Annotated in this window: 11 protein-coding genes and 1 pseudogene; 9 read left to right on the plus strand and 3 right to left on the minus strand. The window is 42.1% G+C overall.

All coding sequences use genetic code 11. The annotated features are described in order from the left end of the window. Positions 1-33 precede the first annotated feature (33 nt). Positions 34-1,446 carry a hypothetical protein gene (locus SK642_RS11085; protein WP_033682857.1) on the plus strand — a complete coding sequence of 471 codons (1,413 nt, stop codon included), beginning with the start codon at positions 34-36 and terminating at the stop codon, positions 1,444-1,446. Positions 1,447-1,571: 125 nt separating this feature from the next. Then, the gene (locus SK642_RS09780) at positions 1,572-2,822 is read left to right on the plus strand and encodes an LPXTG cell wall anchor domain-containing protein (protein ID WP_080708874.1); all 1,251 of its coding nucleotides are present in this window, start codon (positions 1,572-1,574) and stop codon (positions 2,820-2,822) included. Between the two features lie 135 nt (positions 2,823-2,957). Here the strand turns inward: SK642_RS09780 and SK642_RS00105 are convergent. Together SK642_RS00105 and SK642_RS00110 are read right to left on the minus strand one after the other, a co-directional pair. Further along, positions 2,958-3,347: pseudogene (locus tag SK642_RS00105) on the minus strand (hypothetical protein); the annotation flags it as partial. Further along, positions 3,348-4,322, minus strand: coding sequence for an Rpn family recombination-promoting nuclease/putative transposase (locus SK642_RS00110; RefSeq protein ID WP_033682859.1), 975 nt, complete (start codon positions 4,320-4,322; stop codon positions 3,348-3,350). A gap of 253 nt (positions 4,323-4,575) precedes the next feature. On the opposite strand from SK642_RS00110, the gene polA reads away from it, so the two are divergent. Together polA and SK642_RS00120 are read left to right on the plus strand one after the other, a co-directional pair. Next, the gene (gene polA / locus SK642_RS00115) at positions 4,576-7,209 is read left to right on the plus strand and encodes a DNA polymerase I (RefSeq protein WP_033682951.1); all 2,634 of its coding nucleotides are present in this window, start codon (positions 4,576-4,578) and stop codon (positions 7,207-7,209) included. An 84-nt stretch (positions 7,210-7,293) separates the two neighbouring features. Further along, the gene (locus SK642_RS00120; RefSeq protein ID WP_000076488.1) at positions 7,294-7,731 is read left to right on the plus strand and encodes a CoA-binding protein; all 438 of its coding nucleotides are present in this window, start codon (positions 7,294-7,296) and stop codon (positions 7,729-7,731) included. Between the two features lie 182 nt (positions 7,732-7,913). Here SK642_RS00120 and SK642_RS00130 read toward each other — a convergent pair whose 3' ends face one another. Continuing rightward, positions 7,914-8,924 carry a YeiH family protein gene (locus SK642_RS00130; protein WP_033682861.1) on the minus strand — a complete coding sequence of 337 codons (1,011 nt, stop codon included), beginning with the start codon at positions 8,922-8,924 and terminating at the stop codon, positions 7,914-7,916. Between the two features lie 479 nt (positions 8,925-9,403). Here SK642_RS00130 and SK642_RS00135 point away from each other — a divergent pair, with 479 nt between their 5' ends. From SK642_RS00135 to SK642_RS00155, 5 genes are all read left to right on the plus strand, one after another. Beyond that, complete coding sequence (locus tag SK642_RS00135; RefSeq protein ID WP_033682862.1) at positions 9,404-10,573, plus strand: pyridoxal phosphate-dependent aminotransferase; 1,170 nt, start codon at positions 9,404-9,406, stop codon at positions 10,571-10,573. After that, entirely contained in the window at positions 10,570-11,340 is a 771-nt protein-coding gene (gene recO / locus SK642_RS00140) for a DNA repair protein RecO (protein ID WP_033682863.1), read from the plus strand. Before SK642_RS00135 ends, recO begins: the two co-directional genes overlap by 4 nt. Further along, positions 11,337-12,329 carry a phosphate acyltransferase PlsX gene (gene plsX, locus SK642_RS00145; RefSeq protein WP_020900475.1) on the plus strand — a complete coding sequence of 331 codons (993 nt, stop codon included), beginning with the start codon at positions 11,337-11,339 and terminating at the stop codon, positions 12,327-12,329. The genes recO and plsX overlap by 4 nt, the downstream gene beginning before the upstream one ends. Positions 12,330-12,334: 5 nt before the next feature. Next, on the plus strand, positions 12,335-12,568 hold the full coding sequence (locus SK642_RS00150) for an acyl carrier protein (RefSeq protein WP_000136448.1): 234 nt from the start codon (positions 12,335-12,337) through the stop codon (positions 12,566-12,568). 276 nt (positions 12,569-12,844) lie between these two features. Then, complete coding sequence (locus tag SK642_RS00155) at positions 12,845-13,798, plus strand: C40 family peptidase (protein WP_235230845.1); 954 nt, start codon at positions 12,845-12,847, stop codon at positions 13,796-13,798. Positions 13,799-13,871: the final 73 nt, after the last annotated feature.

A 13,871-nucleotide genomic window follows, 5' to 3' on the forward strand; every position in this document is an offset into this window, starting at 1 on the left:
TATACACGGAATAAGTGATAAAGAGGTAAAAAAATGAAAGCAAAACATATTTTAGCAGTGGGAGCTGCAGGGGTAACATTACTTGGAGCTAGTACTTTATCAGTAGCTCTTTTAGGGCAAGGAGTAGTCTATGCTGCGGAAGCTACAGCTAAACCATCAGATCCTTCAGCTGTCACTCGTACATATTATAAAGTTATAGGCGGCGCGTATGGTTCAGCTGAAATCCCTAATGTTTCTAGTGACGACTCATACAAGGAACCTAAAGCTATCTCAGGTTATAAGTTTGACCATAGTGAACCTGATAATGGTGGAAGAGTTTGGGTTCATTATTATGTAAAAGACTCAGCATCAACAACTGGTTCAAGTGCAAATACAGGTAACAACACTGGGTCAAGTACAAACACAGGCAATAACACTGGGTCAAATGCAAACACAGGCAACAACACTGGGTCAAATGCAGATACAAGTACAGGATCTAATATCGATAAAGACGAGTATAAATGGTTAACGGTTTCTGGGAAATACCAGCTTTATATTAATAATAATTTAGTTAAAGGTTGGCAGACTGTTGGTGGCAAGACTTATTATTTTGATGAAAATGGTTTTATGAAGACTGGGATTTTAGAAATCAAAGATAAACGTTATTACTTTGATGAAAATGGTCTTATGAAAACTGGTTGGGTCAATGAAGGTGATAAGGATTACTATATTACTGATGATGGTTCTAAACCAACTACTATCATTGCAAAAGGTGAGAAGATTTACTACGTTAAAGAGGGGATTCAACAGACAGGTCTTCAACAGATTGATAACAAGTGGTATTATCTATTGGCAGACGGTAGCCGTAAAACAGGTCTTGTTCAAGATACAAATAAGAAATGGTACTATATTACAAATGATGGCGACCGAAAAGTTGGTCTCGTAAAAGATAGTGATGGTGCTTATCATTACCTTACTCCAGAAGGTGAACGTAAAACAGGTTCTATCACTATTGACGGTGTGACTTATCGTTTAGCGGATCGTGCTAGTAGCAAGCCAGGATGGAATAAAATTGATGGTAAGTGGTACTATTATGATGCGGAAGATAGCATGAAGACAGGTTGGGTTAAAGATGGATCATGGTATTATCTAGATGAATCTGGTGTAATGCAGACTGGCTGGCAAAAAGTTGGGGGAGTATGGTACTACCTCAACGGCTCAGGCGCTATGCAGACAGGTTGGTTGAACCAAGGTGGAACATGGTACTACCTTAATGACTCAGGTGCTATGCAAACAGGTTGGTTGAACCAAGGCGGTACATGGTATTATCTTGCTGGTTCAGGCGCTATGAAGACAGGTTGGTACCAAGTTAGTGGTAAATGGTATTACTCATACTCATCAGGAGCTTTGGCTGTGAACACAACCATTGATGGTTACACTGTAAATGCCAATGGTGAATGGGTTTAGTATATATAATAAAGAAATAAGAGGAAATTCCTCTTATTTTTTGTCAATAGGGTCTTATTTCTTGATTTTTCCGAAAGAAAATGGTAGAATGATGGCAAAAAGATATTAAAGGTGGTAAATACTTTATGGATAAGAAAAAACTTCTCACTGCTAGCTTAGCAAGTGTAGCCGTTCTGGGAGCAGGTTTCCTTGCTTCTCACCCATCAGTTGTGAAGGCTGAAGAAGCAGCTACTTTGACTAAGGAGGATGTTGCTGAATACTTTACAGATTTAGAAAAAGAAGCTGAAAAAGCTATCAATGAAAATGATAAGATTACTAATAAAGAGGTAGCGATCTTAGCAGCTAAAGCAGCTATCGGTAAAGAGGATTTGTTAAAAGCTATTGATGAAAATCAAATTAGCCCTGAAGATGTGCTAAAAGATTTAGTAAAAACTAGCCAAACAGAATCAGATACTGTAGCCCCTACTCATGCTCCAGGTGCTGAATTGGTTCGTAACGAATCAGGCGAAGTTACAGAAGTTAAACCAGTAAATGGTGGAATTTCTGCTGACGTTCAAGATAAAATTAACAAAAGTTTAGATGCAGAAAAAACAGACGTTAAAGATGCTGAAGAGAGACTATCTGCAGCTAAACATGATGAAAAAGAAGCTGAATCTAACAGAGAAGAAGCTAAAGCAGCTGTAGAATCAGCTAAAGAAAATGTTAAAGTAGCTCAAGAGGAATTAGCAGCTGCAACAGATTCTAAATCAAAAGAGGAAGCAGAAAAAGCTTTAAAACAAGCAGATCAAGATTTGAAAGATGCTGAAGAAGCATTGAATCAAGCGGATGAAGATTACTATTCATATGTTGCTGATCGTGAACTTGAAGAAGTACGTGTTTTAACTAGTCAAATTGCAGCAGATAAAGCTGCTGGAAAAGATACTAAAGCATTAGAAGAAGAACTTGATATTGCTTTAAATGGTGTAAAACCACTTGTTCAGCCAGAACTTCTTCCTTATATTGAATCAGAGCAACCTAAACAAGAGCAACCTAAATTACCAAATAATGGTGGCCCTTACCCAGGTGACCGTTATATTATTAACAAACCAACACAAACACCAGCTGCAACTCAAGCAGAGTCACCAGCTTCAGCTCCAGCTCAAGCAGAGTCACCAGCTCCAGCTTCTGCAGAGACACCGACTCCAGCTTCTACAGAGACAGCAACACCAGCTGTAGCAGGAACTAGCCAAGACAACACTTATCAAGCACCAGCTGCAAAATCAGAAGATAAGAAAGAACTTCCAAACACTGGTGGTAAAGATAACGTTGCAGTTGCATCATTAGGATTCCTAGGTTTGCTCCTTGGTGCCCTTCCATTTGTGAAACGTAAAAACTAATTTTTGAAGATATAAAAGAGAAGGATTTGTTGCCTTCTCTTTTTGTGATATGGGTTATAGTGAGAGTTCTGTTAAAAAGAAGAAAAAAGTGAACAAAACGATGATTCAGTCTTGTTCACTTTTATGTTTATAAATTTACAACAGCGCCTCAAACTCATCGAGAGTCATACCTAATTGCTCACTCGCAAATTCGGAAGTTAGAACATGTTGGCGTACTAAATCTAGAAAGGTAAAGATTTTCCCACGCTCTAGACCTTGTTCAACTCCCTCTACTCGTCCACGCTCTAAACCTTTTTCTTCGGCTCGTTCCAAGACATAATCCTGCGCTAACAAGGCTTGTTCTTCTCGCATACGTAGTTGGCTAAACATCTTCCTATCCTCCTCGGACCAGCTCTTGTAGTCTAGCAGTTGGTCTGCCTGGCTGATGGCTCGCTCAGGTTGTTGGGTAAAGGGTTTATTCCCGAAAAACTCCAACCATGGCTTGCGAACCTCGTCTTTGCTGGTTTCTCTGTATTTTTTGAGTTCTTATTTGTGATGTTCTTTCAATAGTTCTTCAAACTCAGAGACAGTCATACCTAACTGCTGGCTGGCAACCTCGGAAGTCAGAAGATCTTGACGGACTAGATTTAGTAGCATAGACAAACTTCCTTCAACTTTCCCACGCTCCAGTCCCTGTTCAATCCCCTCAGCACGGCCGCGCTCTAAACCTTGTTCAATCCCTTGTTCGATGCCTTGTTCAATCCCTTCTGCCCTAGCAGTTTCCAAGGCATAATCATGAGCCAATAATGCTTGTTCTTCGCGCATACGTAGTTGACTAAACATTTTCCTGTCCTCCTCGGACCAGCTCTTATAGTCTAGCAGTCGGTCTGCCTGGCTGATGGCTCGCTCGGGTTGCTGTGTAAAGGGTTTGTTCCCGAAAAACTCCAACCACGGCTTGCGAACCTTATCTTTGCTGGTTTCTCTGTATTTTTTTAGTTCCAAGAAAGCCATCTTGACTAGATGATTTTCTTGTCCATTATTTGTGATAGTTAGGACCTCACCTGTCGTGTCCTCTCGCATGCTAAAGCTATGAAAAGCCAGGTCATCTGAGAAATAATTACTATCCACAATAGCGATTGCGTATACTGGTGCGATGTGTTTGTAACTCTGATGAGTATCACCTTCTCGCTGACGAATTTTTTCTAGGTTCTGATTGACCTGACTACATAGATAAGCCCACAAACGATTGATGAAAAAATTCTGATGATGAACTTGGATTTCAATAATTACTTGCGTGCCATTGTCCAACTCCGCCAAGACATCTATGCTAGTGTAGAAATCCTGTGTCGAGTACGGCAGGGAAGGCAAGACGTGAATATTACTTCCCTCCAAAATGGTCACATTTTTTGCTGGCAAATCCAGCATATCGCGGATAAATTGACAAGTGATTTCTGGATTGCTAAAGATTTTTTTAGCAACCAAGTCATTAGTCGGGCTAATGCCCGGATGACGTACAGTCATTCATTTCCTCCTTCTATTATACCACAGTCTTATACTCAATGAAAATCAAAGAGCAAACTAGGAAACTAGCCGCAGGCTGTACTTGAGTACGGCAAGGCGACGTTGACGTGGTTTGAATTTGATTTTCGAAGAGTATTAAATCTAGGTTTACTAGATTCACTGCCTCTATCTATTTATTCGGAAAAAGTTTGAAAAATACTTGGTCTGGCTCTTTCCAATGGTATTTTTTGGTGCTTTCCTTTATAATGGGTGTATGGATAAGAAAAAATTATTATTGATTGATGGGTCTTCTGTGGCCTTTCGGGCGTTTTTTGCGCTCTATCAGCAGTTGGACCGTTTTAAGAATGCGGCTGGTTTGCATACCAATGCGATTTATGGCTTTCAGTTGATGTTGAGTCATTTGTTGGAGCGAGTTGAGCCGAGTCATATCTTGGTGGCTTTTGATGCGGGGAAGACGACCTTCCGTACAGAGATGTATGCGGACTATAAGGGTGGTCGAGCTAAGACTCCTGATGAGTTTCGTGAGCAATTTCCTTTCATTCGTGAGTTGCTGGATCATATGGGGATTCGTCACTATGAGTTGGCTCAATATGAGGCGGATGACATCATTGGGACGCTGGATAAGCTAGCAGAGCAGGCTGGTTTTGATATTACCATTGTCAGTGGGGACAAGGACTTGATTCAGCTGACGGATGAGCATACGGTGGTTGAGATTTCCAAGAAAGGTGTGGCTGAGTTTGAGGCCTTTACGCCGGACTATCTCATGGAAAAGATGGGGCTCACACCGACTCAGTTTATCGATCTCAAGGCGCTTATGGGAGATAAGTCGGATAATATCCCTGGTGTGACCAAGATTGGTGAAAAGACAGGTATCAAGCTTTTGCTGGAGCATGGTTCGCTCGAGGGGATTTATGAGAATATCGATGGGATGAAGGCTTCTAAGATGAAGGAAAATCTCATCAATGATAAGGAACAAGCCTTTTTGTCGAAAACACTGGCGACCATTGATATCAAGGCACCGATTGAGATTGGTTTAGAGGATGTGGTCTATAGTGGTCCAGATGTTGAAAATCTTGGGAAATTCTATGATGAGATGGGCTTCAAACAGCTTAAGCAGGCTTTAAATGCATCGTCAGCTGATGTGGCTGAGAGTTTGGACTTTACTATCGTTGACCAAGTCAGTCAAGATATGCTGAGTGAAGAATCTATCTTCCATTTTGAACTTTTTGGTGAGAATTACCATACGGATGATTTGGTTGGTTTTGCTTGGTCTTGTGGGGAAAAGCTCTATGCTACAGACAAGCTTGAACTTTTGCAAGACCCGATTTTTAAGGATTTTCTAGAAAAAACACCTCTGAGAGTGTATGACTTTAAGAAGGCTAAAGTTCTCTTGAATCGCTTTGGTGTGGATTTGCAGGCGCCTGCTTTTGACAGCCGTTTGGCTAAATATCTCCTTTCGACTGTGGAGGACAATGAAATTGCGACCATCGCTAGTCTTTATGGCCAGACTTATTTGGTCGATGATGAGACTTTCTATGGTAAGGGTGTCAAGAAGGCCATTCCTGAACGCGAGAAATTCTTGGAACATTTGGCGCGTAAGCTTGCCGTTTTGGTAGAGACTGAGCCTGTTTTACTTGAGAAACTCAGTGAAAATGGGCAATTAGAGCTTCTTTATGATATAGAGCAACCTCTAGCCTTTGTTCTTGCTAAGATGGAAATTGCTGGGATTACGGTTAAGAAAGAGACCTTGCTTGAGATGCAGGCTGAAAATGAGCTTGTTATTGAAAAACTAACTCAAGAGATTTACGAACTGGCTGGTGAGGAGTTTAATATTAACTCGCCTAAGCAGTTAGGTGTGCTTCTCTTTGAGAAGTTGGGCCTTCCTCTAGAATATACCAAGAAAACCAAGACAGGTTACTCGACAGCGGTTGATGTGTTGGAGCGTCTGGCTCCTATTGCTCCGATTGTTAAGAAAATTCTCGATTACCGTCAGATTGCCAAGATTCAATCGACTTATGTAATTGGCTTGCAGGACTGGATTTTGGCTGATGGCAAGATTCATACTCGCTATGTGCAGGATTTGACCCAGACAGGGCGTCTGTCTAGTGTGGATCCTAACCTGCAAAATATCCCTGTGCGTTTGGAGCAAGGCCGTCTCATTCGGAAGGCTTTTGTGCCTGAGTGGGAGGATAGTGTGCTGCTCAGTTCGGACTATTCACAGATTGAATTGCGCGTTTTGGCTCATATTTCTAAGGATGAGCACTTGATTAAGGCCTTCCAAGAGGGAGCGGACATCCATACCTCGACAGCCATGCGTGTCTTTGGTATTGAACGTCCTGAGGATGTGACTGCAAATGACCGTCGTAATGCCAAGGCGGTTAACTTTGGAGTGGTTTACGGGATTTCAGATTTTGGTTTGTCTAATAATCTGGGCATCAGCCGTAAGGAGGCCAAAGCCTACATTGATACCTACTTTGAACGCTTTCCAGGCATAAAAAACTATATGGATGAAGTGGTGCGTGAGGCGCGTGATAAGGGCTATGTAGAGACACTTTTCAAGCGTCGCCGTGAGTTGCCAGATATCAATTCGCGCAACTTTAATATTCGTGGTTTTGCGGAGCGGACTGCCATCAATTCTCCTATTCAGGGTTCGGCGGCAGATATTCTCAAGATTGCTATGATTCAGCTGGATAAAGCCTTGGTTGCAGGTGGTTATCAGACCAAGATGTTGTTACAAGTGCACGATGAAATCGTCCTTGAAGTTCCGAAATCGGAACTAGCAGAGATGAAAAAATTGGTCAAACAAACCATGGAAGAAACCATTCAACTCAGTGTTCCCCTCATCGCAGATGAGAATGAAGGGGCAACCTGGTACGAGGCAAAATAAAAAGGGGGCTAGTCCTCCTTTTTTGTAGTCAAAATCTGCAAGCCTTTTCAAAATATGCTATACTGATGAAAAAGGAGGATTTCTATGAGTCAAGAATTTATCAATCCAAGTGATGGCGTGATTCGTCAGTATCTAGCAACGAGTAAAACCCTTGCTGTGGTGGGTTTGTCAGACCGTGAGGAAACAACCAGCAATCGAGTGACCAAGGAAATGCAAGCTCGAGGTTATAAAATCATCCCTGTCAATCCCAAGGTGGCAGGTGGCGAAATCTTGGGTGAAAAGGCTTATGCCAGCCTCGCTGAGATTCCTTTTCCTGTAGATATTGTTAATGTTTACCGTCGCAGTGAGTTTCTGCCAGATGTGGCGCGTGATTTTCTCAAGGCTGATGCTAAGATTTTTTGGGCGCAGCTAGGACTTGAAAGTCTAGAGGCGGAAGAAATCTTGCGTGCTGGTGGATGCGATGACATCGTGATGAATCGTTGTATCAAGAGAGAACATACACGCTTGATTGAGGAAGCATAAGAAAAGGTAGCTGGTGGGCTACCTTTTGTATTATACTCAATGAAAATCAAAGAGCAAACTAGAAAACTGGCCGCAGGCTGCTCAAAACACTGTTTTGAGGTTGTAGATGAAACTGACGAAGTCAGTAACCATACATACGGCAAGGCGACGTTGACGTGATTTGAAGAGATTTTCGAAGAGTATTAGAAAATGCCGATAAGGGTCTGCATACCAAGACTGGTGAGAATGATGGCAATCCAGCAGATGGCTCCGAGAATAATAGATTTTCCGCTGGATTTGACCATAGCGACCAGATTTGTTTTGAGACCGATTGCACTCATGGCCATGATAATGAGAAATTTGGAGAGTTGTTTGAGTGGGGTAAAGAAACTACTGGACATACCGAGAGAGGTCAGTAGGGTGGTTAGAAGAGATGCCAGGATAAAGTAAAGGATAAAAAGTGGGAAGACTTTTTTCAGTTGCAGGCCTTGCTTATTTTTTTGTTCGCGACTTTGCCAGTAGGAGAGAAAGAGAGTGATGGGGATGATTGCTAAGGTCCGCGTGAGTTTGACAATGGTTGCGGATTCGAGGGTATTGGTCTGGTAAAGACTATCCCAGGCGCTGGCTGTGGCGGTTACAGAGGAGGTATCATTGACCGCAGTTCCTGCAAAGAGGGCGAAGCCTTCATTTGATAAGTGAAGCCAGCTTCCTAGAGTTGGAAAGATGAGTGCAGCCAAGACATTGAAGAAAAAGATAACGGAGATTGCTTGGGCTACTTCCTTTTCCTTGGCATGGATAACGGGCGCTGTTGCCGCAATGGCAGAGCCCCCACAGATAGAAGAACCCACTCCAATCAAGGTAGCCAGTTTTGTGTCCAGTGCAAAGAAACGCTGGAAGAGGTAGGCAACAATCAAGGCTATTGAAATGGTGGACAGGATGACAGGGAGCGAAGATTGCCCAACTGCGAAGACTTGCGAGATATTGAGACCAAAACCAAGCAAGACAACGGCATATTGGAGTAATTTTTTTGAACTAAAGGTCAATCCCGCATCGAGTTGGTTATAGGGCGAGAGAAAGGGATGGAGAAGCATACCTATGAAAATGGCAAAAACGGGTGCGCCAATGACAGGGAAGAATCCTCCTAAGTACCAAGATACGATAGAAATGAGAAGGCAGGCCAAGATGCCTGCTCCATTTTTGGATAGAAATGACATAAAAACCTCCAAATAGAATCTGTTACCATTATAGATCTGTAAACAGGAAAAGTAAAATAGAAAGTGGAGCTAACAATTATTTGACAAGTAGTGCTAATTATGTAATAATAATCTTACAAGAACTGTAACGAAGTCTTGGCAAAAACAAAAATACCAGAGCTCCACCTCTGGTATTTCTTTTTGTCCAGTTACATTAAAACTAAACTCAGGTTATATTTTTTTGTCGCGCTTATCTAACCACTTTCTGACTATCCACTCAGAAATGACATTACCGATAATAGTAATCAGTAACGGTGCTAGAATAACTGTAACGAAGATTAGCAAAAACTCACCTCCAAACTAAGTTCGTTAGTGGAGTTGCGACAAATTCATTTTAACACACTTCAATTTGTTATGCTAGCGTTATTCTATCATGTATTTTTGCGGTCGGAGGGCTTTTGTAGTATAATAGAGATACGTTTTGAAAGTAGGAGGTATCTATGGACTTAACTAAGCGCTTTAATAAACAGTTAGATAAGATTCAAGTTTCATTGATTCGTCAGTTTGACCAGGCTATTTCGGAGATTCCTGGGGTCTTGCGTTTGACCTTGGGGGAACCTGATTTTACAACGCCAGACCATGTCAAGGAGGCGGCCAAGCGGGCGATTGACCAGAACCAATCCTACTATACAGGGATGAGTGGTCTGCTGACCTTACGTCAGACAGCCAGTGATTTTGTTAAGGAAAAGTACCAACTGGACTATGCTCCTGAAAATGAAATCTTGGTTACAATTGGGGCGACAGAGGCTCTATCTGCTACTTTGACGGCTATTTTGGAAGAGGGAGACAAGGTGCTCTTGCCAGCTCCTGCCTATCCAGGCTATGAACCGATTGTCAATCTAGTTGGGGCAGAGATTGTCGAGATTGACACAACTGAAAATGCTTTTGTCTTGACTCCAGAGATGTTGGAAAAGGCCATTTTGGAGCAGGGGGACAAGCTCAAGGCGGTTATTCTCAACTATCCAGCTAACCCGACAGGAATTACCTATAGTCGAGAGCAGTTGGAGGCCTTGGCAGCTGTTTTACGCAAGTATGAAATTTTCGTTGTCTGTGATGAGGTTTACTCAGAATTGACCTATACAGGGGAAGCCCATGTGTCTCTGGGAACTATGTTGAGAGATCAGGCAATTATTATCAATGGTTTATCGAAGTCGCATGCTATGACAGGTTGGCGTTTGGGGCTGATTTTCGCTCCTGCGGCCTTTACAGCCCAGTTAATCAAGAGTCACCAGTATTTGGTTACTGCCGCAAATACCATGGCTCAACACGCTGCGATAGAAGCCTTGACGGCTGGTAAAAACGATGCAGAGCCTATGAAGAAGGAATACATCCAGCGTCGGGATTATATTATCGAGAAAATGACTGCTCTTGGTTTTGAGATTATCAAACCAGACGGTGCCTTCTATATCTTTGCTAAGATTCCAGCGGGTTACAATCAAGATTCCTTTGCTTTTCTGAAGGATTTTGCCCAGAAGAAGGCTGTTGCCTTTATCCCTGGTGCAGCCTTTGGGCGTTACGGGGAAGGTTATGTTCGCCTGTCTTATGCAGCCAGCATGGAGACTATCAAAGAAGCTATGAAACGACTTGAGGAGTATATGAGAGAAGCATGATTCAGTCTATCACGAGTGAAGGCTTGGTGCTCTACAATCGCAATTTTCGTGAGGATGACAAGCTAGTCAAGATTTTTACAGAGCAGGCTGGCAAGCGCATGTTTTTCGTCAAACACGCTGGTCAGTCTAAGCTAGCTCCTGTTATTCAACCCTTGGTGCTGGCACGATTTCTCTTACGAATCAACGATGACGGGCTCAGCTACATCGAGGACTATCATGAGGTCATGACCTTTCCTAAGATTAATAGTGATCTCTTTGTCATGGCCTATGCGACCTATGTGGCAGCTCTTGCAGATGCGAGTTTGCAGGACAATCAGCAGGATGCTCCCTTGTTTGCTTTTTTGCAAAAGACTTTGGAGTTGATGGAAGCAGGCTTGGATTATCAGGTTTTGACCAACATTTTTGAAATCCAAATCTTGACCCGATTTGGAATCAGTCTCAATTTTAATGAGTGTGTCTTTTGTCATCGGGTTGGTCAGGCTTTTGACTTTTCTTTTAAATATGGAGCCTGCCTTTGCCCAGACCATTATCATGAGGATGAGAGACGTTGCCATCTCAATCCCAATATCCCTTATCTACTCAATCAATTTCAAGCCATTGATTTTGAGACCTTGGAGACCATTTCGCTCAAGCCTGAAATCAAGCAAGAGCTACGCCAATTTATGGATCAGCTCTACGAAGAGTACGTGGGGATTCACCTAAAATCAAAGAAATTTATTGATTCCTTAGCAGACTGGGGTCAATTACTAAAAGAGGAAAACAAATGAAAAAAATCGCAGTAGATGCTATGGGGGGCGATTATGCACCTCAGGCCATCGTTGAGGGTGTCAATCAAGCCCTGGCTGACTTTTCAGACATTGAGGTTCAACTCTACGGAGATGAAAGTAAAATCAAGCAATATCTGACAGCGACAGAGCGCGTCAGCATTATCCATACGGATGAAAAGATTGATTCAGACGATGAACCTACGAGAGCTATTCGGAAGAAGAAAAATGCCAGTATGGTATTGGCAGCCAAGGCTGTCAAAGAGGGTGAAGCAGATGCTGTTCTCTCAGCTGGGAATACAGGTGCTTTACTAGCAGCAGGATTCTTCATCGTGGGTCGTATCAAGAACATCGATCGTCCTGGGCTTATGTCGACTCTGCCGACTGTAGATGGGAAGGGGTTTGACATGCTGGATCTCGGTGCCAATGCGGAAAATACAGCTCAGCACCTCCATCAATACGCGGTTCTAGGTTCCTTTTATGCTAAAAATGTCCGTGGAATTGCGCAACCACGCGTTGGTCTACTCAACAACGGAACAGAGAGTAGTAAGGGTGACCCTCTTCGCAAGGAAACCTATGAATTACTAGCGGCTGATGAAAGTTTGAACTTTATCGGAAACGTGGAAGCGCGTGATTTGATGAATGGTGTTGCGGATGTTGTTGTGGCAGATGGTTTCACGGGAAACGCTGTGCTCAAGTCCATTGAAGGGACAGCTATGGGAATCATGGGCTTGCTCAAGACCGCTATTACAGGTGGTGGTCTTCGAGCGAAACTAGGCGCCCTCCTTCTCAAGGATAGCCTCAGAGGTTTGAAAAAACAGCTCAACTATTCAGATGTTGGTGGAGCAGTCTTGTTTGGTGTCAAGGCACCTGTTGTCAAGACTCATGGCTCAAGCGATGCCAAGGCTGTTTATAGTACAATCCGCCAGATTCGTACCATGCTAGAAACAGACGTAGTTGCCCAGACTGCGCGTGAATTTTCAGGAGAATAAAAGAGATGACAGAAAAAGAAATTTTTGACCGTATTGTGACCATTATCCAAGAGCGACAGGGAGAGGACTTTGTCGTAACAGAATCCTTGAGTCTGAAAGACGACTTGGATGCTGACTCAGTTGACTTGATGGAGTTTATCTTGACACTGGAAGATGAATTTAGCATCGAAATCAGTGATGAGGAAATTGACCAACTGCAAAGTGTAGGAGATGTAGTTAAAATCATTCAAGCAAAATAGAAATCGAAGTTCCAAGGCACTTGCTTTGGAATTTTTTATTTGGCTTAATACTCTTCGAAAATCTCTTCAAATCACGTCAGCTTCCATCTGCAACCTCAAAACAGTGTTTTGAGCTGACTTCGTCAGTTCTATCTACAACCTCAAAGCCGTGCTTTGAGCAACCTGTGGCTAGCTTCCTAGTTTGCTCTTTGACTTTCATTGAATATAAGTGACCGTTTAGGAACAGATTTAGTCTTTCTAGGGACAGGAGAAATCTGAGGACAAATAAGGGATATAATGAAATCAGAAAAATCAATCTCCCAAAAGGAGAAAAAAGAAAGGACTTTTATGATGAAAAAATATATTACTTATGCAGCTTTATTACTTACTTCAGGAGCTTTGTTATCAACTACTTATGTAGTTAATGCAGAAACTACAACGTCTACCACTAAAGTGGCTACATCACAAACAACTTCACAGTATACAAGCGAGAAAGAAGCAATTGATCAACTTGTTAAAGAAGGTAAAATTAAGGTTGAAGATGCAGAACAAGTTAAGTTGGTAGGATTTTCTCCTAGAGAATTAACTCAAGAAGAAAGTAATCAAGAAAAAATAGCATTTAATCAAAATAGAGATCCAAAAGGAACTTGGATGCAAACAGATGGTCGCTGGTGGTTTAAATATACTTCAGGTGGGTATGCTAAACATTGGGAATACTTAGATGAGAAATGGTATTATTTTGATGATCAAGGTTGGATGAAATCAAATGAGTGGATTAACCCAGATGGTAATTGGTATTATCTTTCAAATGATGGTTCCATACTAACTGATTACAATAGAGTTAATGGGAAACCTTATTTCTTCAGACCTAACGGTGTTTGCGTAGAAAATCAGGGGCAGGCAATCGCTGAGTGTGCAGAAACCTTTGTAGATAAAATCCCCTATGTTTGGGGTGGGGCAGACTTGGATAAGGGTGTAGATTGCTCAGGATTTACGATGGCTATTCATGCTAAGTTCGATATTTATATTGGTAGAACGACTGGAGAACAAGCTGAAGGAGGGAAATTTATATATAGTGGCTCACAACTTCCTGGAGATTTAATATTGTACAATGGCGACCAAGGTTCAAATCAACATGTAGGTATCTACGTTGGAGGTGGAAAAGTTGTTCATGCCCCAATTGAAGGTCAGAAAGTTTCTTATATGAATCAATACGGAATGGATCAAAATACAATTCGTAGATATTGGTAATATTGTCTAATTTTTCACAATATTATTGACTTTGACAATGAAAAGTATTAGAATATAGCTAAATAAAGAGGGA

Source organism: Streptococcus mitis, assembly GCF_000722705.1.
Taxonomy (GTDB): Bacteria; Bacillota; Bacilli; order Lactobacillales; family Streptococcaceae; genus Streptococcus; species Streptococcus mitis_P.